Source organism: Bacillus bingmayongensis (assembly GCF_000299035.1).
In the GTDB taxonomy this organism is placed as follows: Bacteria; Bacillota; Bacilli; order Bacillales; family Bacillaceae_G; genus Bacillus_A; species Bacillus_A bingmayongensis.
This window is the reverse complement of record NZ_JH921520.1, coordinates 193,568-219,326: the sequence shown is the minus strand read 5'-3', so window position 1 is coordinate 219,326 and position 25,759 is coordinate 193,568. Positions and strand designations below refer to the sequence as shown.

At 36.4% G+C, this 25,759-nt stretch carries 25 protein-coding genes, 3 pseudogenes and 1 other annotated feature; of the genes and pseudogenes, 10 read left to right on the top strand and 18 right to left on the bottom strand.

The annotated features are described in order from the left end of the window. Positions 1-197: 197 nt before the first annotated feature. The gene (gene ezrA, locus Y7E_RS0124635; RefSeq protein ID WP_017153878.1) at positions 198-1,907 is read right to left on the bottom strand and encodes a septation ring formation regulator EzrA; all 1,710 of its coding nucleotides are present in this window, start codon (positions 1,905-1,907) and stop codon (positions 198-200) included. Positions 1,908-2,288: 381 nt separating this feature from the next. Next, positions 2,289-3,116: a LysR family transcriptional regulator gene (locus Y7E_RS0124630; RefSeq protein WP_017153877.1), complete on the bottom strand. Its 828-nt coding sequence runs from the start codon at positions 3,114-3,116 to the stop codon at positions 2,289-2,291. Between the two features lie 138 nt (positions 3,117-3,254). Between Y7E_RS0124630 and Y7E_RS0124625 the strand changes: the two genes are divergently transcribed. Continuing rightward, positions 3,255-4,199 (top strand): DMT family transporter, encoded by a 945-nt coding sequence (locus Y7E_RS0124625; RefSeq protein WP_017153876.1) that lies wholly within the window; start codon positions 3,255-3,257, stop codon positions 4,197-4,199. A gap of 45 nt (positions 4,200-4,244) precedes the next feature. Here the strand turns inward: Y7E_RS0124625 and refZ are convergent, their stop codons facing one another. Continuing rightward, positions 4,245-4,883: a forespore capture DNA-binding protein RefZ gene (refZ, locus tag Y7E_RS0124620; protein ID WP_017153875.1), complete on the bottom strand. Its 639-nt coding sequence runs from the start codon at positions 4,881-4,883 to the stop codon at positions 4,245-4,247. A 149-nt stretch (positions 4,884-5,032) separates the two neighbouring features. On the opposite strand from refZ, the gene Y7E_RS0124615 reads away from it, so the two are divergent. After that, entirely contained in the window at positions 5,033-5,512 is a 480-nt protein-coding gene (locus Y7E_RS0124615; protein WP_017153874.1) for a GAF domain-containing protein, read from the top strand. A 42-nt stretch (positions 5,513-5,554) separates the two neighbouring features. Here the strand turns inward: Y7E_RS0124615 and megL are convergent, their stop codons facing one another. Continuing rightward, the gene (gene megL / locus Y7E_RS0124610) at positions 5,555-6,745 is read right to left on the bottom strand and encodes a methionine gamma-lyase (RefSeq protein WP_017153873.1); all 1,191 of its coding nucleotides are present in this window, start codon (positions 6,743-6,745) and stop codon (positions 5,555-5,557) included. A gap of 350 nt (positions 6,746-7,095) precedes the next feature. Here megL and rpsD point away from each other — a divergent pair, with 350 nt between their 5' ends. Continuing rightward, a complete protein-coding gene (gene rpsD / locus Y7E_RS0124605; protein WP_003201150.1) occupies positions 7,096-7,698 on the top strand; it encodes a 30S ribosomal protein S4 in 603 nt (200 codons plus the stop codon). 272 nt (positions 7,699-7,970) lie between these two features. Here the strand turns inward: rpsD and Y7E_RS0124600 are convergent, their stop codons facing one another. From Y7E_RS0124600 to Y7E_RS0124560, 9 genes and pseudogenes are all read right to left on the bottom strand, one after another. After that, on the bottom strand, positions 7,971-8,231 hold the full coding sequence (locus Y7E_RS0124600; protein ID WP_017153872.1) for a hypothetical protein: 261 nt from the start codon (positions 8,229-8,231) through the stop codon (positions 7,971-7,973). A gap of 167 nt (positions 8,232-8,398) precedes the next feature. After that, complete coding sequence (locus tag Y7E_RS0124595; RefSeq protein ID WP_017153871.1) at positions 8,399-8,803, bottom strand: DUF3942 family protein; 405 nt, start codon at positions 8,801-8,803, stop codon at positions 8,399-8,401. 258 nt (positions 8,804-9,061) lie between these two features. Next, positions 9,062-9,571 (bottom strand): annotated as a pseudogene (locus Y7E_RS34595) (helix-turn-helix domain-containing protein); the annotation flags it as partial. A gap of 93 nt (positions 9,572-9,664) precedes the next feature. Continuing rightward, positions 9,665-9,796, bottom strand: a complete 132-nt coding sequence (locus Y7E_RS0124585) for a hypothetical protein (RefSeq protein ID WP_017153868.1) — start codon at positions 9,794-9,796, stop codon at positions 9,665-9,667. Positions 9,797-9,943: 147 nt separating this feature from the next. After that, complete coding sequence (tyrS, locus tag Y7E_RS0124580) at positions 9,944-11,200, bottom strand: tyrosine--tRNA ligase (protein WP_017153867.1); 1,257 nt, start codon at positions 11,198-11,200, stop codon at positions 9,944-9,946. 68 nt (positions 11,201-11,268) lie between these two features. Further along, positions 11,269-11,494: a binding site (T-box leader), on the bottom strand. A gap of 79 nt (positions 11,495-11,573) precedes the next feature. Then, positions 11,574-11,819: a hypothetical protein gene (locus tag Y7E_RS0124575; protein ID WP_017153866.1), complete on the bottom strand. Its 246-nt coding sequence runs from the start codon at positions 11,817-11,819 to the stop codon at positions 11,574-11,576. Beyond that, the gene (locus tag Y7E_RS0124570; RefSeq protein ID WP_017153865.1) at positions 11,812-12,345 is read right to left on the bottom strand and encodes an RNA polymerase sigma factor; all 534 of its coding nucleotides are present in this window, start codon (positions 12,343-12,345) and stop codon (positions 11,812-11,814) included. The genes Y7E_RS0124575 and Y7E_RS0124570 overlap by 8 nt, the downstream gene beginning before the upstream one ends. Beyond that, entirely contained in the window at positions 12,326-12,664 is a 339-nt protein-coding gene (locus tag Y7E_RS0124565) for a hypothetical protein (protein ID WP_390881335.1), read from the bottom strand. Before Y7E_RS0124565 ends, Y7E_RS0124570 begins: the two co-directional genes overlap by 20 nt. Before the next feature lie 443 nt (positions 12,665-13,107). Further along, a complete protein-coding gene (locus tag Y7E_RS0124560) occupies positions 13,108-13,656 on the bottom strand; it encodes an O-methyltransferase (protein WP_237741414.1) in 549 nt (182 codons plus the stop codon). On the opposite strand from Y7E_RS0124560, the gene Y7E_RS34590 reads away from it, so the two are divergent. Further along, positions 13,632-14,060: a TetR/AcrR family transcriptional regulator gene (locus Y7E_RS34590; RefSeq protein WP_017153862.1), complete on the top strand. Its 429-nt coding sequence runs from the start codon at positions 13,632-13,634 to the stop codon at positions 14,058-14,060. The two genes, Y7E_RS0124560 and Y7E_RS34590, sit on opposite strands and share 25 nt — an antisense overlap. 137 nt (positions 14,061-14,197) lie before the next feature. On the opposite strand, the gene Y7E_RS0124550 is transcribed toward Y7E_RS34590, so the two are convergent. Further along, a complete protein-coding gene (locus tag Y7E_RS0124550) occupies positions 14,198-14,758 on the bottom strand; it encodes a maltose acetyltransferase domain-containing protein (RefSeq protein WP_081584755.1) in 561 nt (186 codons plus the stop codon). A gap of 196 nt (positions 14,759-14,954) precedes the next feature. Beyond that, positions 14,955-16,673, bottom strand: coding sequence for an acetate--CoA ligase (gene acsA, locus Y7E_RS0124545; protein WP_017153860.1), 1,719 nt, complete (start codon positions 16,671-16,673; stop codon positions 14,955-14,957). Between the two features lie 177 nt (positions 16,674-16,850). On the opposite strand from acsA, the gene Y7E_RS0124540 reads away from it, so the two are divergent. Genes Y7E_RS0124540 through Y7E_RS0124525 form a run of 4 tightly spaced genes read left to right on the top strand, consistent with a single transcriptional unit; the run spans position 16,851 to position 20,219 of the window. Then, a complete protein-coding gene (locus Y7E_RS0124540; RefSeq protein ID WP_017153859.1) occupies positions 16,851-17,483 on the top strand; it encodes a GNAT family N-acetyltransferase in 633 nt (210 codons plus the stop codon). Positions 17,484-17,500: 17 nt separating this feature from the next. Further along, a complete protein-coding gene (locus Y7E_RS0124535; protein ID WP_017153858.1) occupies positions 17,501-18,145 on the top strand; it encodes an acetoin utilization AcuB family protein in 645 nt (214 codons plus the stop codon). Continuing rightward, complete coding sequence (locus tag Y7E_RS0124530; protein WP_017153857.1) at positions 18,142-19,308, top strand: acetoin utilization protein AcuC; 1,167 nt, start codon at positions 18,142-18,144, stop codon at positions 19,306-19,308. The genes Y7E_RS0124535 and Y7E_RS0124530 overlap by 4 nt, the downstream gene beginning before the upstream one ends. A 53-nt stretch (positions 19,309-19,361) precedes the next feature. Next, positions 19,362-20,219, top strand: coding sequence for an alpha/beta fold hydrolase (locus Y7E_RS0124525; RefSeq protein ID WP_017153856.1), 858 nt, complete (start codon positions 19,362-19,364; stop codon positions 20,217-20,219). Positions 20,220-20,254: 35 nt separating this feature from the next. Here Y7E_RS0124525 and Y7E_RS0124520 read toward each other — a convergent pair whose 3' ends face one another. The 3 genes and pseudogenes from Y7E_RS0124520 to Y7E_RS30345 all read right to left on the bottom strand — a co-directional run bounded on the left by Y7E_RS0124520 (position 20,255) and on the right by Y7E_RS30345 (position 23,735). Continuing rightward, complete coding sequence (locus Y7E_RS0124520) at positions 20,255-21,340, bottom strand: hypothetical protein (RefSeq protein WP_017153855.1); 1,086 nt, start codon at positions 21,338-21,340, stop codon at positions 20,255-20,257. 247 nt (positions 21,341-21,587) lie between these two features. Next, complete coding sequence (locus Y7E_RS0124515) at positions 21,588-22,277, bottom strand: response regulator transcription factor (protein ID WP_017153854.1); 690 nt, start codon at positions 22,275-22,277, stop codon at positions 21,588-21,590. 1 nt (position 22,278) lies between these two features. Further along, a pseudogene (locus tag Y7E_RS30345) lies at positions 22,279-23,735 on the bottom strand (sensor histidine kinase). A gap of 214 nt (positions 23,736-23,949) precedes the next feature. Between Y7E_RS30345 and Y7E_RS0124505 the strand changes: the two are divergent. Further along, the gene (locus Y7E_RS0124505) at positions 23,950-24,651 is read left to right on the top strand and encodes an ankyrin repeat domain-containing protein (RefSeq protein WP_081584754.1); all 702 of its coding nucleotides are present in this window, start codon (positions 23,950-23,952) and stop codon (positions 24,649-24,651) included. A 159-nt stretch (positions 24,652-24,810) separates the two neighbouring features. Next, positions 24,811-25,749 (top strand): annotated as a pseudogene (locus Y7E_RS30340) (Gfo/Idh/MocA family protein). The last annotated feature ends 10 nt before the right edge of the window (positions 25,750-25,759 follow it).

The window sequence follows — 25,759 nt, the reverse complement described above, 5'->3', positions numbered from 1 at the left end:
CAGCGCTGTCACATCATATAATCATATCACAAATACATGCAATTACGCTAAACATACTCAAAGGTTCCATTTTTTCAATACAGAAGTATACTTTTATATTTTGAAACGAAAAACACTGCTGTATTCCGCTATTCATTATAGCAATATCGCTCTAGAATTTACACAGGTCCAGTGCAAAAAAACAAACCCCTTTTTCATCAAGGGGTTTGTTCATTATCAACAAATTCAGCAATTTTTTGTACAACACCAGGTTCGAGTTGTTCCAAAACAGAAGCTGCTTGTTCTAAAGCTGCATCATATTCATATTCGCGGAACAATCTCTCTGCATTTTCTAAACTTTGCGCCAAATCAGTATCGTGACTGCGGTAGCGATTACCGTATTGGATTAGCTTTTCTACTAAGTACGCCTGTCCAATTAACTCCTGCGTCTTTTCAAATACACCGTTTACGATTGTATACGCTTCTTCTAACATGCTATTTACAGCATGCATATTCAGCGGTTTTAATTCCAACTGTTCATAAACACCTTGCATCGCCTCTTGTCCTCTTTGTAAATCTTCCATAATGCTTTCTGGAAGACCTGGTAAATTAGACTTTTGCATAAAGCGTTTTGCTTCTACAATCATATGACGCATTTCTTGTAACTGTTCACGTGCCTCAAATTCTTCCTTACGCATCGTTTGCAGCATCTCTTTATATTCTACATGAAGTACCTTTAATGTTTCACATTGCTCATAAATCTCTTCCAGTTCTTCGCGAATGACAGAGAAAGCAATATCTTGCTCTGCAATACGTAATTGTAATACTTCAAAGCGTTTCATTAAAATATGCATTTGTTTTTCGATCAATTTTTGTGATTCAATGTCTTTGTCTTGCAACTGATAACTTTGTTTCACAAATTGCGTTTCGGATTTTGTCTCAATTGCTTTTTCATGAATTTCTGCTAAATCTTCATAAACACTAACTGACTTTTTCTCTACATAATGCTTCGCATGCACTTCTTGTTCTAATTGATCATACAACGCATCCAGACGCTTTTTTAATCCTTCTATTTTCTCGGTTGCTTCTGTTATATGAAGCTCTTCCAAATCAATTAAACATGTTTGTAGTTGTTTGTTCATATCTCGTACTTCTTTAGGGATTTCTAAATGATTTAATACATATCCTTGTCTTTTCATATCATCATGACCTTGTAATAAATCATCTAATTGTACTGGTAATGTTGCTTGACACTCCACTAATAAATCAGGAACTTCATGAATGATAATTTCTAAGTTCGCTAATCCATCTTCCAAACTTTTTACAATGTCACGCGCCTTTAAATAATCACCGTTTGCCGTTGCATCGTCAAATTCTTGAAACTTCGCCAGTTCTATATCAAGTAACTCTTCAATTTTCTGTTCGGATTGTCCAAACATATGACGATGAGCAAGTACACTCTTTTTCATACTACGATATGTATCACGTAAACCTTCAATTTCCGAACTATTTTTCTCATAGCTCTCTAGCAATTGTTGCAGCTCATTTAAAATCTCCGTAATGCGGTTATCCGCTTCATCTAAATCACGAATGGATTCACTCATCAAACGCTTTGCTTTTCGGAAGGAAAATTGTGAGGCTGATTTTTGGGCGCTTTCTAATGTTTTATCAGCTTTTGGCAGAAGGTTTGTAACAATTTCATCCCATTCTTCACGCCACTTTCCAAACAGTTCTTCTGTTTGTCCAGTCATATTTAAATCCTTAACCCGTTTCAATTCATCTGCAACAGGTTTATCTTTTATTTCTTGTTTCCACTGCTCAAGTGCTTCAATATCTTTATATAAACGATTTCTTATCACGAGCTCTATCATGAGCAGCACAAGAATAGAGCTTACTACGATGATAACGATCGTCAGGATAGAATCCATGCAAAATAGCCTCCTATTATATCTCTTTTTTTGTCCGTTCCGTTTATGAAATGGAAGGCATTATGTATAAAAAGGGAAATCCCCTATATTTAACAACTAACAATGTACTAATCATACCATGTAATGACGTGTTTTTGACCTAGTTTTTTTAAAATTTCATGTTTCTTTTGTTGCCTCTGTAATATTGCTTCCTAAAAGTTTCTGTATCTTCTCTTTCATACTCCACTATATTTTCACATAATTTCGTTATTCTCTTCGTTATCATATATTTATAAAGTAAAACTTTAATCAGTGGGGGCTTCTTCATCCCACACCTAACTTCTTTGATTCCGCTGAATTCTGAGACAGGAGTGTTACTGTCCGTTAATGCGGGATAAACGTTTACTGTAACGATTGTAATAAGGATGTATCTTCCCTATGTGATATAAAATAAATGACTCTCGTTAATGCTGGTTCCACATGTATAACGCTAATCCCATCTTGCACCGCCTGCTCCACTGCAATTTCTGGCAATAACGTAATACCAAGGCCAGCCCGAACCATAGCAAGCATCGGTTCAGCGTATGATGTTTCTATAGCAATAGTAGGCTTAACACCCATTCCTTTGAACGTTGTCATAATCATTTTTCTAATATCGCAAATCTCCGGATAAATAATAAGCTTTTCATGCTGTAAATTCTTTATTTGAATCGTATGTTCATCTTTATACGCGTGTTCACTTGAAACAACGCAAATAATATTTTCCCTTTTTATTTCTTGTACAAGCTTTGCCCCTTCCACAACTGAATCAATTAACATCGCATCAATCTTTCGCTCTCGAAATAATTCCATTAAAACTGTCGTATGTTCAATTTGCCATTCTACTTCGTATGTTTCTAATGAATCTCTGCATTTTGATATGTAATGGGCAGCTAAACTGGGCAATACTCCAATTGAAATCTTTTTCTTTTCTTGATACTCTTTCATCTCTCCTTTCAAATCATTTATTTGCTCTATAATTGGCTCAATTCGTTTTATAAATAGTTCCCCAGCTTCTGTTAACTCTACTCCTTGTGCAGACCGTTTTAATAACTTAACTCCTAAGTCCGCCTCTAACCTTTGAATTTGTTTACTGAGGGCCGGCTGCGAAATATGTAGAAGTTTACTCGCTTTCGATAAACTTCTCGTCTGTTTCACCTCAATAAACGATTGTACCGCTTCAAAATCCATCTGATATACACCTCTAACAAAAAATTATAACCGCTATAACAAATCAATATTTCCTGTCCATAGAAAGAGAGCACTATACTCATCTCATGCTTATTTTTATGAACTTACTATATCGAAACAAGAAGGAGAAAGATACTCTTGGATAAAAAACAAATACTATTCGGCTCTCTTTTATGCTTACTTGCTGTAACAGCTTGGGGATTTATGTTTCCAGTTATGGCCAGCGCTCTGCAATTTATAGATCCATTCTTTTTCACTACCTTTCGTTACGGATCAGCAGCTATTATTTTTACCATTCTTCTCTTCATGATTGAAGGAAAACGCGCTTTTCACTTAGAAAAACAAGCTTTCTATTTATTATTTTATGGTACAGTCGGTTTTGCCGGATACGGATTTCTTGTTTTCTATGGACAGCAATTAGCAGGACCTTCAGGGGCTATTCACGCAGCCATGATTCAATCCCTTATGCCACTGCTTGCCTTATTATTACAATGGGGTTTAAAAAATAAAAAACCACAAAACTATACATTTCTTTGCATGTTTTGTGCACTTATAGGTGTACTGCTTGTAATTTCCAAAGGCGATGTTCATATGTTATTTGGAGCAGCAAGCAATATCTCAACAAATATATTCATGCTCTCTGGCGTTATTTGCTGGGTTATTTACACAAACGGCGGCTCTCATTTTCCAAATTGGTCGCCACTTCGTTATACAACACTTACATGTTTATTTGGATCTATTTCGCTAGTTCTGACTGTCACTTTACTAACACATATGAAATTCATTTCTATACCTACATTCCATACTATTGCTACAGTGCGCTTTGAACTACTGTATATGTCCATTATTGCTGGAGTTGTCGCAGTCTTTTGCTGGAACATGGGCAATCGCCTTATTTCATCTATTAACGGCATCTTATTTATGAATTTAGTCCCTGTGCTCGCACTTATAGGGTCCATTTTTCGAGGCTATGAAGTTGAAAAAATTGAAATCATTGGAGCGATAATTACCATTATCGCTTTACTATGCAACAACTTATGGCAACGAAAACAAGAGCGTATACAAGAAGAAATCACTTCTTGAAAACACGCTATAAGATACCCCCACCTAAAATATGGCGGGGGTATCTTACATATGAACCGCTCGTGGTAACGGATAATACATATATGTTACACATAATATTTGTTCCATCCATTGCTCTACTTCTTTCGTATACATTTCCAAAAAGAATGTCTCTGACGGAAACGAATGCAGCACCTCCGATATATACTGTGGGTATAAATACGGCATATTTATCATGCCTTTTAATTGCGTCATAAACATTGTAAAAGACACCTTTTGAAACTCCTGCTGCACTTGTCCTTGTTTAATGATTTGCTCTATATAATATCTTTCTTTAGAAAAATAAACGGTCATCACTTCTCTGATTAACGTTGTATCAAGTGAAAGCTCTCGGTAAAAGAATCGAGTAAGTTCCCTATGCTCAAACTGATAGCGCAAAATTCCCCTTACAATATGATTCATCACTTCTTTAGCTGGCAAATACTCTCTTTGTTCAAATGACCTCTCAATTACTCCGATATATCCTTCTAAAAAATCCGTTATAAGCTGTTCTAATAAACCTTGCTTTCCAGCAAAATAATATGAAATATTAGCCACATTCACATCCGCCCGCTTTGCAATATCTCGCACCGATGTTCCATCGTACCCTTTCGTATTAAACAATGAAATTGCCGCATCAATTACCTTTTGTTTCGTCTGCTTCATGCGCTCACTTCCTCTCACCTTGAACAGCTATAATGTAAATTTCTTGACTTTTAAGACAAATTCCTTTAATTTTCTATCGACAAAGTCATATGAAATACAGCGTATTTTGCTATGATTTTACATTTCTCGATAGAAAGGGTGACGTTTCCATGTTTACAAAAGAAAGTTATGCAGGATCGCGTGAGCAGCAATATGAAACGGTAATTAAACAACTTGATGCATTATTAACTGGTGAATCAAATGTAGTCGCTAATTTAGCAAATGCTTCGGCTCTTCTAAACCAATTTTTAGAGCGCATTAATTGGGTTGGCTTTTATGTAACAGAAGGAAATCAACTTGTACTTGGACCTTTTCAAGGAATGCCAGCGTGCGTTCGCATTCCATTTGGACGCGGTGTTTGCGGCGTAGCAGCTGAAACAAAAACAACGCAGCTTATAGCAGATGTTCATCAATTCCCAGGACATATCGCTTGCGATAGTGCGTCTAATTCTGAAATTGTTGTACCAATTATAAAAGAAGGCAACGTCATCGGAGTACTAGATATCGATAGTCCAGAAAAAAATCGTTTCGACAAAGTAGATCAGCACTACTTAGAGAAATTTGTAGAAACACTCCTAAAACATATGTAAAAGACGAGAGCCATCAATTTAGTAAATCGATGGCTCTTTTTTTCATTCTCCATTCGCATGAGAAAATGTATTCGATAGCTTCTGTAATGCATATGCCAAATCTGAGACAATATCCTCCCATGATTCTAATCCGACAGATAAGCGTATTAAATTATCAGCAATGCCCATTTCATGGCGCACTGCCGCTGGGATGACAGCGTGCGTCATCGTTCCTGGATGTTGGACTAACGTCTCTGTATCACCAAGACTCACCGCAATTGTAATAAATTGCAATTCATTCATAAAGGCCTGCGCTTCTTCTTTTCCACCTTTAATCGTAAATGAAATCACACCGCCCCCGCGCTTCATTTGAGAAGCTGCAATCTCTCCTTCTGGATACCAAACCGCTTCAACACTTTCGTGGTTTTTTAAAAAACTCACCACTTTTTCCGCATTATCACAGTGCCGATCCATTCGTACAGCTAATGTCTTTAACCCCCGTAGCAAAAGCCAAGCATCAAAAGGTGCCATAATTCCCCCGATATCTTTTCGAATCGGACGAATTTGTTCAGCTAGCTCCTTCGTTTTACAAACCGTCACACCTGCAACAACATCTCCATGCCCACCAATATATTTAGTAGCACTATGAAGAACAACATCAGAGCCGAGTGTAAGAGGCGTTTGTAGATAAGGCGAGCAAAATGTATTATCTACAATGACAAGCAGTTCGTTTTGTTTTGCAACTTTGATAACCTTCTCTAAATCGATCAGCCTCATTGTTGGATTAATTGGTGTTTCAACAAATATTAATTTTGTATTCGGACGAATTTCCGCCTCAATTTCTTCTTCTGTTTCCATATCACATAGTGAATGAGTAATCATAAATTTCTCTTCTAGTACTTCTAAAAAACCATACGTACACCCATATAACCCATTCGAGCAAATAATATGATCTCCAGCACGTAAAAATGCGAGAAGAGTCGCCGAAATTGCTGCCATTCCAGAGCCAAACGCTAGCGCTACTTCTCCCTCTTCTAAAGCAGCCATACGCTCTTCAAACAATTCCACAGTCGGATTTCCAAGTCTTGAATAAATGTAAGACGGATCCTGTCCAGCAAAACTCGCTTCTCCTTGCTGCGCTGTTTCAAACGTATAAGTTGAAGTTTGAAATAGCGGTGGCGTTAAACTCCCTTTATGCATCTTAGACTCATACCCGTGATGAATAAGCGCTGTTTCTATATGTTTCTTTTTCATACAAACATCCCCCTTATGTTCCTATTTTATGTAAACGTTTTCTGTCTGTTGCTATCCTTTCTTTCATGCTGATTTGAATTCCTTCTTGCAATTTCCAAAATTTCTATGCATAAAACAAAAAAGAACTCACTTGACGAAATTCCAGCAAAAAGATATAATAGCGTTTGTGTAAAATAAAAAGGCAGCCTTGTAATGTGAGTTTATTGTTTGTATTTTGTTCCTCAATTCTGAGGTGTATCTCGTAACTCCCTGCTGCTGGAGCGAAGGTACATGAAAACAAAATGCGCATAAATGTCGATTACGTCTGTTTTTATTTTACGAAAATAAAAACACTAAAGGAGGAGTCAACTATGGCTCGTTATACAGGTCCAGCTTGGAAACTGTCTCGTCGTCTTGGAATCTCTCTAAGCGGCACAGGTAAAGAATTAGAAAAACGCCCTTACGCACCAGGTCCTCACGGTCCGAACCAACGTAAGAAACTTTCAGAATACGGTTTACAATTACAAGAGAAACAAAAACTTCGTCACATGTACGGCATGACTGAGCGTCAATTCCGTCGCACATTTGACCAAGCAGGTAAAATGCCAGGTAAACACGGCGAAAACTTCATGATCCTTCTTGAAGCTCGTCTTGACAACCTAGTTTACCGCATGGGCTTAGCTCGCACTCGTCGTGCAGCTCGCCAATTAGTAAACCACGGTCACATCATGGTTGATGGCGCTCGCGTAGACATCCCATCTTACCGCGTAAAACCTGGTCAAACTATCAGCGTTCGCGAAAAATCTAACAACCTTGTTGTTGTTAAAGAAGCGATCGAAGTTAACAACTTCGTACCAGAATACTTAACTTTCGATGCTGATAAATTAGAAGCTACTTTCACTCGCTTACCAGAGCGCGCTGAATTAGCTGCTGAAATCAACGAAGCGTTAATCGTAGAGTTCTACTCTCGTTAATCTCGGTACTCTGCAAAGAGTAGTATTAAAAGCCTTAGAAACCCTGTTAACCCAAGGTTCCTGGGCTTTTTTTATTATCATTAATAATGCAGAATAAAGCATAAAAAAGAATGTACCTGGGACTAATTGGGGCAAAATTTACAATGGGCTGGCGTGTGTATAGGAATGAGTAAATGTAAACAAAACAATAAAAAGTACTGTACATTTTCTAATAAAACAGATTTATCTTATTTGTATCTGACGATTATTAGCCCTTTTTTCTTCAAAAATTTTCATTGTTCTTTTATCCACATATGAAGAAATTTTTCTGCTTCTAATGCTGGAAAATACCACTTTCCACCTATCTTATATTTGGGAAAACGTTTATCATAAAAGAAATTTTCTCTGATAGTACTTCCGCTCATACTTGTTTGTCTGCATAGTTCTTTCATATCCCAAAATATTTTTCTGTGTTCAATTTGATCTAAACGTTTTCGTAACTCTTCTAAGAAAAGTTCTTCAATTTTCCGCTCATCTATCTTAATATCAAGCATATTACTTACCTTCTTTCAAAATAGTATTTTTTTGTTGCTCTTATACATTTTGAAAGAATTTTTTATACCCTTTTTTATTTTTGTTTTTTATGTATTTTTTTGTTACTAATAAATATGTTTTATATACGTAATAAAAAAGCACTCCATAAGGAATGCTTTAAAAATAATTAATCTAGTGATAGTCCTAACTTTTCACTAAATGTTTCACGCAGATAGTCTTCTAAGATCTTTGTCGTAAATTTTTCATTACGACCTAAAGCAAACAATTCTCCATCTTGTACAATAATTGTATCAAGAGGAGTAACTACTTCATCAACAATTTTTGTAATTTCAATTATATTATTTTCAGTATGTACTTCCGTTTTAAATTCAATATTTTCTACTACTATATGCGAACGTCTACCAGATGTAAAAAAATTAAAATTAGGATTCTTTACAACACCTATTTTAATTTCTAGTTCATATAAATATTGAAAGATTACATCTCTGTGCCCGTTCTTGATAATTTTTTTATCCTTCTCGTCTTCTAAATATTCTTTTATTCTTATTGCAAATTCATCTGGGAAGCTCATTTTTTCCGACGCTCCTTTCTATATTTAATATCAGAATTATAAATTAATATAATTGTATCATAGCGAAAAACAAGTTCCCATTAAAAGTAAATAAAAAGAGCAACCATGCATCAGTTGCCCTTTCGTCAAAATCTTATGTTATTACTATAAATCATTTATAGTTTCGTTGCCCCAAAAGTAACTCACCAAAAAGTCACCTTATAACTCATCGACAAACTGAAGTGACCCTAAAAAGTTAGACAGGTTATTTCATTAGGCAACTTGTGCTTTGTCTTGTTTCGTGATTTTCCCTTGTTTTGAACTAAGGCATTCAACTTTTTTTAATACGCATTTTCCATACGTAAACGCTCATTTTCCGCTTGTAGTGCTTCTACTGAGCCTTCAGCTACTCCTTGATTTTTGGTGGTATTAAGGTTTTTATTTCTCATGGATAGACGCCCTTTTTCTTTGATTGTAGGGCATCAAATCCTCCTGATTCATAAGCTATTTTCCATTTCCGAAGTGTTTCGTAAGACGGAATGTTGAAAATCGCCGCTGTTTCCCTAATAGATGTCCCTTGTTCGTTCATATAATTAAGTACATCTAGTTTATACTGGGAGGAGTAGGATGTATAGCGTTTTTCAAAAGCATTTTCACCTAAAGATTCATCCACTGATAGAGCATACTGGAGTGAACACCAATAGATTTAGCAATTGTTTTTCCACCTTCAGTTCCCTCTAAATATCGTCTCACCGCTCGTATTTTTTCTTTTGAAGAAAATTTAGCTATAAGAAAGTGCACCTCCAATTGTTAGACTGTGTCTAACAATCGGGGTGCACTTCACTTTGGATCGGCTTTTTTCGTGTATATATATAAATGTTATTATTTATTCTCTTCTTGTTTTTCCACATATACATAAGCATCTTTAGGACTTTTATGTACATCACTTTGTGTATTCTCCGCAAGCTGACCAGCATTTAGCAAAGAAAAAATAATGAGCGCTTCTAGTGACATTTCGTTTTACCACTCCTTTCATTTTTACCTTATACATACATCATACTCCTCACTTGTGATTTCCGTATGAACATAGAAAGAAGATTAAAACAAAAAAGACTTTGAGGAGTACGTCCCCCCAAAGCCTTTTTTATAAACCTTTATTGATTAGTAACGAATTAAGAAATATTTCTTCTTACCGCGGCGGATAATTGTAAACTTACCTTCAATGCGGTCATTTTCTGTTACAACATAATCTAATGCTTGTGTACGCTCACCGTTTACGTAAATTGCACCATTTGTTACATCTTCACGTGCTTGACGTTTTGATGGTGAAATTTTGCTTTCTACAAGTAAGTCGATTAATCCAGTATCTTCTGCACTGCGTTCTACAGATGGTACATCTTTGAAACCTTGCTCAATTTCACTTGCAGTTAGTTCAGCTACAGAACCGCTAAATAAAGCTGCAGAAATTTTAATTGCTTGCTCCAATGCTTCTGCGCCGTGAACAAGTTTTGTCATTTCAGAAGCTAGAGCTTTTTGTGCTGCACGTTTTTCTGGCGCTTCAGCTACTTGTTTTTCCAACTCAAGAATTTCTTCATGAGATAAGAATGTGAAGTATTTTAAGTATTTTACAACATCGCGGTCATCTGTATTAATCCAGAATTGGTAGAACTCGTAAGGCGTTGTTTTCTCTGGATCTAGCCAAATTGCGCCGCCTTCTGTTTTACCAAACTTCGTACCATCAGATTTTGTAACAAGCGGAATTGTTAAACCAAATGCTTTCGCATCTTCTTCTGATTTACGAATTAATTCAAGACCTGCTGTAATGTTACCCCATTGATCACTACCACCAATTTGCAGGCGACAACCGTGTTGTTGGTATAAATTTAGGAAGTCATATGATTGTAAAATCATGTAACTAAATTCAGTAAATGAAATACCTGTCTCTAAACGAGATGCAACTGTATCTTTTGCTAACATGTAGTTTAAACCGAAGTTTTTACCGATGTCACGTAAGAATGTAATCACATCTAAGTTTCCAAGCCAGTCATAGTTATTTGCCATCGTTGCTGGGTTTTCTACATTTTCAAACTCTAAGAAGTTTGAAAGTTGATTTTTAATACTTTCTGTGTAGTAAGCAACTGTATCTTTCGTATTTAATGTACGTTCTGCTTTTTTACCACTTGGGTCTCCGATCATACCTGTACCACCACCAACAAGTGCGATTGGTTGATGACCAGCTAATTGGAAACGACGTAACATTAATACTGGTAGCATATGACCGATGTGTAAGCTGTCCGCTGTTGGGTCAAAACCACAGTATAATTTTACACTTTCTTTTTCTAATAATTGTTGTAAACCTTCAGCATCTGTTTGCTGATTAATTAGTCCGCGAAATTCAAGATCTTGTAAAATACCCATATCCTACATACTCTCCTTTAAATTAAATAGAGCGTGAAATGTGAAAACATAAAAAAATCGCCCCTCAAATAAGGGACGATTTTGATCATCGCGTTACCACCCTAGTTGCAGGCAAAAGCCTACCACCTCATTCACATAACGGCTCAGCACCGTCTTTTCCCTTTTGAATACGATTCAATCGAAAAAAGATGCTCTAGGGGCGTAATTCGCGATCATCTATGTGCTGATTTCCACCGACCATCAGCTCTCTAAAACAGGGAAATGATCACTACTTCTCCCTTTCCACGCTCAGTTATTTATATACTTTTCTTTATATCATTATTTATATGGGCATGTCAAATAGAGGTGCGGAAGTTTCTTTCACCTCCATTTTTTACCAAGTTGTGATTAATATCGTAATAAGTGAGAGAATCGGAACACCCGCTAATAGTGAAGCATGAAACACAATCGATAAATCATTTCCAATCGTCGCTTCCACAGGATCTTTTGCTGGAGAGGCAAGAAACCGAAGCAATCGTTCAAAACGATTTACTTTCTTTGAAAAGTCTGGTACTTCTACATAATCGCTATCTAAATGTTGTTTCAGTTTATACTCTTTCTCAAAGGGATTTTCACTCAATGTCATCTACCTCCAGCAATTGTTTCAATTTCTTCATACCAGTATGAAGTCTCGATTTTACCGTTCCTACAGGAATACCAAGTATCTGCGCAATCTCTTTTTGTGGCATATCATGATAATAAGAAAGAATAAGGACAGCCCTCTGATCTTCAGGAACTTTCAAAATCGCATCCCTTACTGTGAGCTGATCTTCTTGTGAGAACTCCCCATCCTGTATTGGTACTAAAAATGGCAAAAGGGATCGCCACTTTTTTCTTCGATTCAATTTATTAATCATGAGCCGATAACCAATTTGGAACAAATATGTTTTAATCTTTCCTTTTTCAATCTCATACATATGCTTCTTACGCTCTAACATTAAAAACGTGTCTTGAACGAGATCTATGCTCAATTGCTCATCACGGTTAAAGCGATATAAAAATGTATATAGCGCGGGTTTAATTAAGACATATAGTTTTTCTCCAGCTCGCTTATCTCCATTTTGATACGCAAGCATGAGCTCTTCCTCAATCCCAATCTGCGCCATGTTTTTTGATCTCCTTTATTCCTTTTAAGGTTAAAGAAATTCGGCTAATTAAGTACGCACTTGCTACAAGTGTCCACACTTGTGATTGATTCGTAAAAAACTGGACGTATGGATTTTGAATCATAAATCCACTAGAGACTAAAATATTTAATACTTGTACGCATATGCACGCATACACCGCAAGACAGACAGAAATTGTATCAAATACATTCCAGCGAAAGTATATTTTTGTTTTTGTAAAATCAATTTTATATCCGTTTTTTCGAACGATGTATTTCCTGTCAAAAGGTATCACAATTCCAAGAATAACAATCAACATAATAACTATTACAGCGCCTGAAATAACAAATCCAATTTGTTGCATATAAATCGCCTCCCAATCTCTCGTGTCATAAACTTATACAAACAAAGAAGGCAATTGGTTCAAAAATTAATTTATTTTTTCATTATTTTCGCAGCATTCTTAGTCTAACGGACTTTTCAAGTTCGAAGTCACTAATCTCTCCTTTTCAAATAAAAGGACATATACATATATAATTGAGATTCATAGGAGAGGAACCGTTCATCCATTATTTTTATAATGAATAAAAAACTCCATTTTGAAAAAATTTTAATCAAAGTGGAGTTATCTTTCTAAATAAATATATATCATTTTCATGAAAAAACCAGCCATTCCTGAGGTTCTTATCACATTAAAGTAGCTGTTACTTTAAGTACAGTAATTTTAAATTTTGTTTACGAAACAATAAATCTACTAAATTTTTATTTCTTTACTTTTGAAACGGTCATCCCATCACCGATTGGAACAAGCACCGATTCTAATTGAGGATGATTACCCACAGCCTCGTTAAATTTCTTCATTAATTCAGTATAGCGTTTCGGCTTCACACTCTGATCTGCTACACTACCAGCTGCAAGTACGTTATCCGTAACAATTACAGCACCTGGTTTCGCTAATCTTATACAGTATTCTAAGTAATTCTCATAATTTTCTTTATCAGCATCAATAAAGAAAAAATCAAATCGCTGATTATCATTCACTAGTTTTTCAAGGCTTAGCAATGCTTCTCCTGTTATGTAGGATACTTGATTACCAAATCCTGCTTTCGATAAATTACTGTACGCTAACTTCGCGTATTTCTCCTCTAATTCAAGGGAAGTTAAATTTCCTTCTTCACCAAATCCTCTGGCAAGACAAATTCCACTATAGCCTCCAAGAGCTCCTATTTCTAGAACATTTTTAGCTCCTGAAATTGATATAAGCATGGTTAAAAGTTTTCCAGAGGATGGAGATACCGATATGGCAGGCATTCCGTTTTCTTTTATGGACAAAATCGCTGATAATCGAAATCGCGACAAAGCTTTTCCAGCAAAAAGGATATAAAGGTGTAGGACTAAATGAAATATTACGAGCATGTAATATTTCAAAAGGTGCGTTGTATCACCATTTCCCTAATGGAAAAGAAGGATTATTACTCGCTTGCTTGCAATCTTTGAATGAAGCGATTACGCAAACATCTCAACAAGTATCTGGAGCAATCGGGATTGCTGTCATGGTTTCACTTTTCTCCGCGAAACAAGAGAGTTACTTATCTAGTATGGTAAATGATTTACCAGCAGCTGCTGCTACAGGTTCATCATTTGTATTTAAAATCAGTTTAATTTTAGCGATTATTAATGTAGTACTTTCATTGTTTATGAAAAAAACGCAGTAATTTTTTAAACCCTATTTACGCTAAGTAAAATCGACTGATAACTCCATTAAAACTTATAATCCATATATAAAAAATTTAAAATTATTGTTTTTACTACAAAAGCCAAAGAGTATACTCTTTGGCTTTATATTAAAGTTTCACTTTATTTCTTTTATTACTTTTGCCGGGTTCCCACCAACTACAACGTTATCAGGCACATCCTTCGTTACAACTGCGCCAGAAGCAATCACGGCATTATCTCCAATTGTTACACCAGGATTAATAATAGCTCGCCCGCCAATCCAAACGTTATTCCCAATTGTTACTGACTTACCAAACTCGGCACCGCTTATGCGCTCGACCCAGTCAAGTGGATGGGTTGCTGTATAAATGTGCACACCAGGAGCTAACATACAGTTCTCACCGATTATAACTGGGCATACATCTAAAATGACACAATCAAAGTTAGCGTAAAAGTTTTCGCCAACATGAATGTTATAACCGTAATCACACTTAAAGGAAGATTCAACATGAATATTATCTCCTGTCGTTCCGAATAGCTCTTTTACGATTAAACTGCGCTCTTCATATTTTGTTTCCGGTGTTTCATTTAATTTTCTTGTTAATATACGAGCCTGCTCCCTTTCCTTTACTAATACTGGATCAGCAGGTATGTACATTTCTCCTTGTATCATTTTTTCTTTTTCTGTTTTCATCATATCCTCCCTTCCCGACTCGTATATACGAGTTATATATTACCATTGTCTCATCAAAAGATGTTTTAAGCTATAGGAAACCGTATTAATTTGTTAAAGAATATCTACAAATTATCTCTATCTTCCCTTCTATCATTTCTATTCAATACCTAGCACAAAAAGAAAGGTCTGAACGAAGTATACGTTCAGACCTTTCTTTTTAATCTTCCATCGTTGATAAATCGCCTGTTGGCAAGTTTAACTCCCACGCTTTTAACACGCGTCGCATAATTTTACCGCTTCTTGTTTTCGGTAATTTATCTCGGAATTCAATTTGTCTTGGCGCTGCATGAGCTGCAAGGCCCTTTTTCACAAATTGACGAATATCTTCTTTTAATTCATCAGATGCTTCATATCCAGCTCGAAGTGCGATAAATGCTTTAATAATTTCACCGCGTACTGGATCTGGAATACCAATTACACCAGCTTCTGCTACAGCAGCGTGTTCAATTAATTTACTTTCTACTTCAAATGGACCAACGCGCTCACCAGAAGTCATAATGACATCATCAATACGCCCTTGGAACCAGAAGTATCCATCTTCATCCATATAAGCAGAGTCACCTGATACATACCAATCTCCTGGCATAAAGTAAGACTCATATTTTTGCGGATTGTTCCAAACCGCGCGCATCATAGATGGCCAACCTTTTGCAATCGCTAAGTTCCCCATTGTATATGGCGGTACTTCATTTCCTTCATTATCAACAATCGCTGCCTTCACACCTGGAATTGGTTTCCCCATTGATCCCGGGCGAATTTCCATACAAGGATAGTTACAAATAACTTGTCCTCCTGTTTCTGTCATCCACCATGTATCATGAATGCGAAGACCGAATGCATTCATTCCCCAGCGAATTACTTCTGGGTTTAATGGTTCACCAACACTTAGTACGTGACGGAGTGCTGATAAATCGTATTTCTTAATCGCTCCTTCGCCCGCTCCCATTAACATACGGAATGCTGTTGGTGCACTATACCAAACTGTTACACCGTAATCCTCTAGCGCTTCGTACCATGCCTCTGGACTAAAACGTCCTCCTAAAACGACATTTGATCCACCTACTAACCACGGTGCAAAAATACCGTAAGCAGTTCCTGTCACCCAGCCTGGGTCAGCTGTGCACCAATATACATCATCCTCTTTTAAATCAAGCACCCATTTTGCCGTTTGATAATGCTGCACCATTGCATTTTGTGCATGAAGAACACCTTTTGGTTTCCCTGTAGAGCCGGACGTATAGTGAAGAATTAATCCATCTTCGCGGTCTAACCATTCAATTTGCAGCTTATTAGAGGCTTGCTCAAATAATGGATTAAACGCAATAAGTTTTCCGCCTTCTTCTACATTATCGCCAACAAGAAAGACTGTTTTTAATGCTGGTAAATCATTAAGCGGTACACGTTCTAACAATTCAGGTGTTGTAATTAACACCTTTGCTTCGCTATCTTCTAAGCGATCGCGTACTGCTCCTTCCATAAATGCTTCAAATAACGGACCAACAATTGCTCCTAATTTTACTGCACCAAGAAGTGCGAAATATAATTCTGGTGAACGCGGCATGAAAATAAAAACGCGATCTCCTTTTTCTACATCACCATAGTTTTTCAGAACATTTCCTGCTTTATTAGAGAACTCCTTCATTTCTTTAAATGTATATTTTTCTTTGCGTGCTCCATCTTGATAATAAAGGGCCACTTTATTTTTTCGATCAGATTTCGCATGCTTATCAATTGCCTCATATGCCATATTTACTCGGCCTGTTTCATACCAAGAAAAGTTTTTATTAACCTCTTCCCAGTTGAAACCTGCATATGCTTCTTCATAATCGGGCAAATTATTTTCTCCTTTAATGACAGGAAGCGTTTCCACTTTCATACTTTACATCCCCCTCCTATGTATTCTATTATCTATTATAATAACATTATTTAAAATTTTCAGTATTTTTGTTGATTTTTAGACAAATTTTTACTGACAAAATTCGATTCACATCGCATATATTATAAAGTACGATAGATTGTAGATTCACAAACCCTCAAGGTGGTGAGTAAAACATTGATTCATAGAAAAATATATAATGCAAGAAACTTAAAAACGGCGCGAGGAACTTTAATTATTGAAGGCCCTGTGTCTACACATAATCTCGAAATGTATGAATTTCATCCAGACTTAGTTGCATTCCGTCCTGCTGATCAGCAATATAAAGCAATTGTCGAAATTTCTAAATTACCAGAAGCTCGTCTCATTATTGCGAGACAAGACCAAACAATTGTCGGATATGTTACATACCTATATCCTGATCCGCTAGAACGATGGTCAGAAGGAAACATGGAGAATTTAATTGAACTCGGAGCAATTGAAGTCATTCCAGCATTCCGTGGATGCTCTGTTGGAAAAAATCTATTAGAAGTTTCTATGATGGATGATCATATGGAAGATTATATTATATTAACGACTGAATATTATTGGCACTGGGATTTAAAACAAACTGGTTTGAATGTTTGGGAATACCGTAAAGTGATGGAAAAGATGATGAACGCAGGAGGCCTAGAATGGATGGCAACAGATGATCCAGAAATTTGTTCTCATCCCGCTAACTGTTTAATGGTTCGCATCGGCAACCGCGTTGATCCAAACTCCATCCAAGCATTTGACCGTTTACGCTTTCAAAATCGTTTTATGTATTAAGAAGGGAGGCATATTCAATGATTGTAGAAGAAATTATGAATCATGATGTAATCACACTGCACCCAGACGATACGATAGAAACAGCAATACGAACAATACGTACAAAGAGCATTCGGCATATTCCTATTATTAATCAAGATAACAACGTAGTCGGTATTATTTCCGACCGCGACGTCCGAGATGCAAGTCCATCCATTCTTGATGAAGAAGTTTCACTCAATATATTAAAACAACCTATTCAAGTCATTATGAAACAGTCCGTGATGACATGTCATCCTCTCGATTTTGTTGAGGAAATTGCGACGTTATTTTTTGAAAATAAAATTGGCTGTCTTCCTGTTACAAAGGGAGGAAAGCTTGTTGGAATCATATCAGAATCCATAGTACTGCATACACTCGTCAAACTGACAGGTGCTCATCAGCCAAGTTCACAAATTGAGATTCAAGTAAAAAATGAACCTGGTATTCTCGGAAAAGTAGTTGCTATTTTTAGCGAACTACAAATTAATATTGTGAGCGTTCTCGTCTATCCAGCAAAAGATGAGAATGATAAAGTACTCGTTTTCCGCATTCAAACGATGAATCCTCTCAGGGTGATTGAAGCACTAGAACAGAAGGGCTACCATGTTTTATGGCCAAATATAATGGGGATGCAGGCATGAAGAGCGCCTTCATTTATTCAGATGATTTTCGGGGCTATTCCTTTAGCCCTGAACATCCTTTTAATCAACTTCGCGTTACACTTACTTATGATTTATTACTAAAAAGTGGGTTCATTCATCCTTCTCAAGTCATTCCCCCACGTATGGCAACAGATGAGGAGATTGCTTTCATTCATACAGAGGAATACATAAATGCGGTAAAACGTGCTGGAGAAGGGAAATTAGAACAATCAATCGCCATGTCATACGGTCTTGGAACAGAAGATACACCGATGTTTCAAAATATGCATGAAGCGAGCGCATTACTTGTTGGCGGTACATTAACAGCTGTAGATGCTGTTCTTTCAGGTCAAGTAAAGCATGCATTAAATTTAGGTGGTGGGTTACACCACGGATTCCGGGGCAAGGCATCTGGATTTTGTATCTATAACGATAGCTCTATCGCTATAAAATATATGCAGAAAAAATATGGATTGCGTGTTTTATACATTGATACGGATGCCCATCACGGCGATGGTGTACAATGGTCCTTTTATGATGATCCTAACGTCTGCACCATCTCATTACATGAAACTGGGCGCTATTTATTTCCGGGAACCGGCGCTGTAAACGAGCGAGGGCAAGGTGTTGGATACAGTTATTCTTTCAACGTTCCACTCGATGCCTTTACAGAAGACGAATCTTTTTTACAATCTTATCGTACCGTGGTGAAAGAAGTCGCAGCTTACTTTAAACCGGACATCATTTTAACGCAAAATGGAGCCGACGCACATTATTATGATCCTCTTACTCACCTTTGTGCAACGATGCAAATTTATCGTGAAATCCCAAAGCTTGCTCATGAAATCGCCAATGAATACTGTGATGGGCGCTGGATTGCTGTTGGCGGTGGCGGCTACGACATATGGCGCGTCGTTCCAAGAGCATGGGCACTCATTTGGCTCGAAATGAACAACATCCAAAACATCTCAGGTTATCTCCCTCCAGAATGGATTGAAGCTTGGAAAGGACAAGCACCTATTGACCTTCCCCTCACATGGGAAGACCCTAACAACATGTATAATCCCATCCCTCGAAAACCAGAAATTGAAGAAAAAAATGCATTAACGGTGGCAAAATCCCTTGAAATTATTCGGAATAATACGAAAAAAGCTTTATATTAATTTATAAGAATAGGAGATTTTCTCCTATTCTTTTTTATGAAAGGTGATATTTTATGTGGAAAGGGCCGCTCATCCATACAAAACGTGGTACTTTTGAAATATTTATAAAAGGGAATGGTGAGCCACTCTGCGTTACCCATCACTACTCCGTCTTTAACGAAACTGGTGATTATTTGGCTGAGAGTTTTACTCCCACTCATCGTGTATTTTTAATCAATTTAAGAGATGCTGGCAATTCTATAAAAACCACAAAAGAAACTGAATTAAGCTTGCTTGAAACAATTGAAGATTTAGAGGCGATAAAAGAAGCATTGCAACTTACATCATGGCATTTCGCCGGACATTCTACAGGTGGGATGCTTGGACTTCTATACGCTATTACCTACCCAGATTCCTTGCAATCCTTAGTTGTTGTCGGTGCTGCTGCTAGTAACTACACGAAAACACCAGATTGTATTTACCATCCTGACCATCCAAGATTTCAATATATGCAAGACATCATCGAAGAATTGAAACTCCCTCATCTTACACCAGAAGAGCGAATTACATTATCAGCTGAACGGACAAAATTATCTTTATATAAACCAGAACACTATAAAACATACTTCTCGAAACCGATTTATAAAACAATGGCTGTAAGTCGGATGAACGCTTTCGCTAAAGAATACCCACAATTTTACTTAAGAGATCAGCTTTCATCTATTACAGCAAAAACATTAATCATTTGCGGGAAGCACGATGTTCAGTGCCCATTGCAATATTCAATAGAGATACACGAAAGTATATCAGATTCTATATTTATTCCATTTGAGTATAGCAACCATTATCCTTTTTTAGAAGAAAGCAGTCTTTTTACATCTATCATGAAAACTTTTTATAAATCATTACAGCACGAAAGCAGCAGGTACTAAATCACCTGCTGCTTGTGTAAGTGTAAACCCCTTCTTTATTTTGCTACAAACGTAACCTGATTTGCAGTTGCCCATTCATTCATCGGTACAACCGTATATTTCTTACCTGACTGTAACATTGCACCATTTTGTAAATCAAAGATTCCTACTGCTCCTTTTCGAGAAGAAAAACGATATTGTGCTTCTAGTTTATTTCCATCTTCACTTTGTAATTCTACTTTTCGTCCAGCAAACAGCTCCATATTCGGATCGTTCTCTAACGCGATTTGGATCGACTTATTATCTATCGCTTCTGCACTTTGAATCACAAGTGGTGCAATAGTTTCTGAAGTAAACATTGGATTTTTAACTGTTGCCCAATCAGACGTTATTGTATACGTCATACCTGGTTGTAATGTTTGACCAGCAGGCAGACGAAACTTCGGTGCTTGTCTGCCATCTGCCGCTTGTGTAAATGGAACATATCCTGCTACAATTTCTTCTCCTGAGCTTGATGTAATCGTTACTTTCCGGTCTCGCAGTGAAGAAATAATTTGATATTGTTTTCCTTCTTTATCTTTATTTTCTTCGTCTAACTGAAACGCCTGATCTCCTCGCCCTGCTTTATACGCTTCAATAATATTTGCATAATCTGTCACACCATCTTCTAAAAATGATTCAATTTCAAACGTATCATTAGTCACTTGTTTTGCTTGACGAACATTAATTTTTTCCGTACTTGCCTCAAATTTTTCTTTTGTTCCACCTTTATAACTTAATTTATATTTTTTTCCTGGTTTTTGAACTGTAACAGGTACAATATATGTACTTGTAGCTCCCGTTTTCAATCGTGGTACATTCACAATTTCTAGGCCATTATCAAATACAAAATTTTTCTTAATCGCCTCTAAATTTTCTAACTTCACCTCTTCTTCTGATAAAGGTTTAGAAAATGTTAGTTGCAATGTCATTGCGTTTAATGGCTGTAATTTTGTAATCTGTGCTTCTTGCTGCTTCTTTTCTTTTTTCGCTTCTTGTTTTGTCTCCTGTTTTGCTTCTGCTTTTGTTTCTCCTTGTGCACAACCTGTTACCATTACTGTAAATCCAATCATAGCTGGCACTAAAAATTTCATTTTTTTCATCCTCATCAAACCTCCAAATGATTATTTTTCTTTCAGATTCAATCATCTAATACTCAACAGATACCGGTTTTCTCATATCCCCTTATCTGTTCACTTTCTTTCTGTGATACCTATAGTAGATGGCAAGTATAAATTGCCAATAAATAAATTCTTAAAAAAAGATAAAATAATGGTAATATATTTTTTAATTTTGTTAATTTGACTACCCTTAAACATAAAAAAAACTGTCAGTACTTTGACAGGTTCACTATACGTTAAAGCGATATCCAGCTCCCCATACCGTTTCAATATATTGCGGATGGGCAGGATCTCTTTCAATTTTCTCACGTAACTTTCGGACATGAACAACAACTGTAGCTAAATCTCCCGCTGAATCTAACCCCCAAATACGTTCAAATAACTGTTCCTTACTTAAAACTTGATTCGGGTTCATCACAAAAAATGTAAGTAGATCAAATTCTTTTGTTGTAAAAGCAACTTCTTCGTTGTTTATGAATACTTTTCTAGCCCGTTGATCGATAGAAATTCCATGAATATATAACGTATCTCGCTGCTTGATCATATTTCCAGATAACCGCTCGTAACGCGCGATATGTGCTTTTACTCTTGCAACTAATTCACTTGGACTGAAAGGCTTTGTAATATAATCATCAGCCCCTAGCCCAAGACCACGAATTTTATCAATATCTTCTTTTTTAGCTGATACAAGCAAAATAGGAATATCTTTCACAGCACGTATTTGTTTACAAATTTCAAATCCATTTATTTTTGGAAGCATGATATCTAAAATGATTAGATCATATTGTTCCTGTAAAGCACAGCGCAATCCTGTTTCACCTGAATGTTGTACATCCACTTGGAAATCATGAATCTCTAAATAATCTCGCTGTAATTCTGCAATGCTTACCTCATCTTCAATTAATAACACTCGCTTCAATTTACTCACCACATTCCTGTACTTTTTTCAATGAGAAGAAAACACTAGTACTTTCTCCTAATTCACTTTCTGCCCAAATTCCCCCCCATGTTCTTCAACGATTTGCTTTGCAATCGCTAAGCCGAGGCCACTACCACCTGTACTAGAATTACGTGATTGTTCTGCACGGTAAAAACGTTCAAAAATATAGGGAAGTGTATCGGATTCTATACCGGATCCATTATCTGTCACCTTTACTATTACTACATCCTTTTTATCCAGTAGTGTAACGGTAATCTCTTTCAGCGGCTTATCCATATACTTCACGCTATTATGAATTAAATTAGAAACAACCCGCTTCATCTTTTCCCGATCAGCTGTTACATAAATATGCGAAGCATCAAGTGATTGTAAGCATAAATGTATTCCATCCTTACTTAAATCCATCTGTATTTCTTCTATTAAATCTTCCATAAACGTATATAATTCTATCGTTTCAAATCGAAACGGCACCCGATTCAAATCTAATTTTGAAAACAAAAATAGCTCATCAATGAGTGTATCCATATGTCTTGCCTTTGTATAAATTGTTGTTAAGTATCTGTCCATCTTCTCCGGTGTATTTGCAACTCCATCTTTTATTCCTTCTACATAACCAATAATAGATGTAATCGGTGTTTTTAAATCATGAGAGATATTCGAAATGAGTTCTTTTCGATTTTCTTCATATTGCGCCTGCACTTCAATAGATTCTTTTAATTTTTGTCTCATTTCTTCAAACGCTTGGTTTAATTGTCCAATTTCATCATGAGACGTAACTGGAATTTGAAAGTGTAAATCTCCTTCTTTAATTCTTCCAGTCGCATCCTTCAAGGTGAGAATAGGTTTTATCACACTTCTTGAAACGAAATAACTTAATAACCCAATGATAAAAATGGCTAAAAGCAATAACGATATAAATAAAATAGGAAATAGCTTTTGAGTTAAATCTACATATGAACTTTGCTTATTTAATACAAATATACTTCCTTTCTCATTATGAGGAAAATAAAAATCAAACTTCACATAGCGATAAAATGTATCATTTAGTTCCGCAGTACCACGACTATTAATATTCGTTTCTTCAAATTTAGGAAGAGCTTCTTTCAAACTAGAACTTTCAATTGCTTTTGATACATATGAAATTGTTTCTCCTTTTCTTACAACTATTTTCACACCTTTTTTCTCTAATGATGGCATCATTGCTTCATCGAATAGTTGCGATTGATTCTGCTTAGCTGCTACCTTTAGTTCAAGAAAAGCATTTTCTTCCTCTGGCGTCAGTGGCTTTTGAATATAAGAACTCTTATAAAAATTTTTCACTGATTCTAAATTTCCCGTTATAGAAAAAACAATTAAAAAACCCGTAACTAATAAAAGAGTAATTGAAACAAAAATCACAGCAATATAAGATAATAAAAACCTTGTTTTAATAGACATAACTCCATTCCTCACTTTACGAACCTTCCTATATTATTCATAAGCATAAGAAGATATTTCCGAATACTCAAGCGATTTTATAGTTATTTTAGCGACAGTTTATAAAAAATTAATATTTATATTTTACAGTATAAAGTGAAGCACTTATATTCTAAGACAATTCTTACAAAAGTATAATTCCTCACACTTATCATTGAGAAGGTGGTGAAATGCAATATTAAAAAGAACTTTAAGTATGATATGTTGTTTATTCTTTTTACAAGGTTGCACACAAGATCAAGAATCTAAAAAGGAGATGAAAAGCATGGAAAAACAACTACTCACCGCTGTAGAGCAACAAGATACAAATGCCGTTCTATCATTGATTCAGCAAGGAGCAAATATAAATGTAACAGATAATCAAGGACGCACTCCTATTATGGTTGCTACATATGGAAATGATGTAAAAACTGCAAAAGTACTGATTGATGCCGGGGCTGATGTCAACATCCAAGACGGGATGAAAAATAATCCATTCTTATATGCTGGCGCTGAAGGGTATTTAGAAATTTTAAAACTAACAATTGATGCCGGCGCTGATCCAACACTTACAAATCGTTATGGTGGAACAGCCCTTATTCCAGCCGCAGAACATGGCTATATCGACGTCATAAAAGAACTTCTCACTCGAACAAATATTGATGTGAACCATGTAAATAACCTCGGATGGACCGCTTTAATGGAAGCTATCGTACTAAGTGATGGCAACGAAATACAACAACAAGTCATACGTCTCCTCATTGAGCATGGCGCAAATATAAATATTCCAGATCATGATGGCGTTACCCCGTTGCAACATGCACGCGCTCATAACTTTAAAGAAATTGAAGAAATTTTATTACAGGCAGGTGCACAGGAACCAAACGTTCATAGATAAGCAATTGAGTGCTACAAAATCATCCGAAGTGCTTGCACTAAAAGAGTACTTCGGGTATATCAAAAACTTAATTTTTGTTTCCTTCCAATACGTATGCTACATTATAGTTGCTATACAACTATATAACTTATAAAAATCCATAACAGGGTGGGAAAACATATGACCAAACCTCGGATTGGTATGATAGGACTAGGCAGCATTGCACAAAAAGCTTATCTTCCAACTCTCACAAAAGAAACAGATTGAACATTTACGGGAGCGTTTACACCAAATGCTGAAAAACGCAAACAAATCTGTAAGCAATATCGTATTCAAGACTTCACTAGCTTACAAACTCTCGCTTCAGAATGCGACGCAATGTTTGTCCATAGTTCCACTGCAACACATTACGAAATCGTTTCCGAACTACTTCAAAGGGGAATCGATGTTTACGTTGATAAACCGTTAGCTGCCACTGTCGAACAAGCTAAACAATTAGTAGAGCTGAGCGAAAAACATAACCGAAAACTTATGGTTGGCTTCAATCGCCGCTTCGTTCCTATGTATGTTGGTGCAAAAGAACAAGCAAATGATATTTCATGGATTCGTATTGAAAAGCATCGTACAAACAAAGCCGGCCCATATACATATGATTTTACAATGCTTGATGACTATTTACATATCGTCGATACAGCGCGCTGGTTGGCTGATGGTGAGCTTCGTATTGTTCACGATATGATGCAAATCAACGAAAAAAATGAACTCCTTTATGGGCATCATACGTATACAAGTTCAAATGGCACATTACTCTCTACCGCTATGCACCGTCATGCTGGTACAAATTTAGAACAAATCGAACTTGTCACAACAGGTAAAATCATTCGTGTAAAAAACATGAATACGTTGGAGATTGAACAAGATAATCACGTTACACAAAGTGGTTCGCCATCCTGGGAAACGACATTAAAACAACGTGGATTTGAAGATGCTGTACAACATTTCATCGATTGTGTACAAGGAGATACAAAGCCATTGGTTGATGGAGTAGAAGGTTTGAAATTACAACAAATGCTAGAGTCATTACTACAATTAACTGTTAATAGGAATTTATTATCATAGAACAAAATAA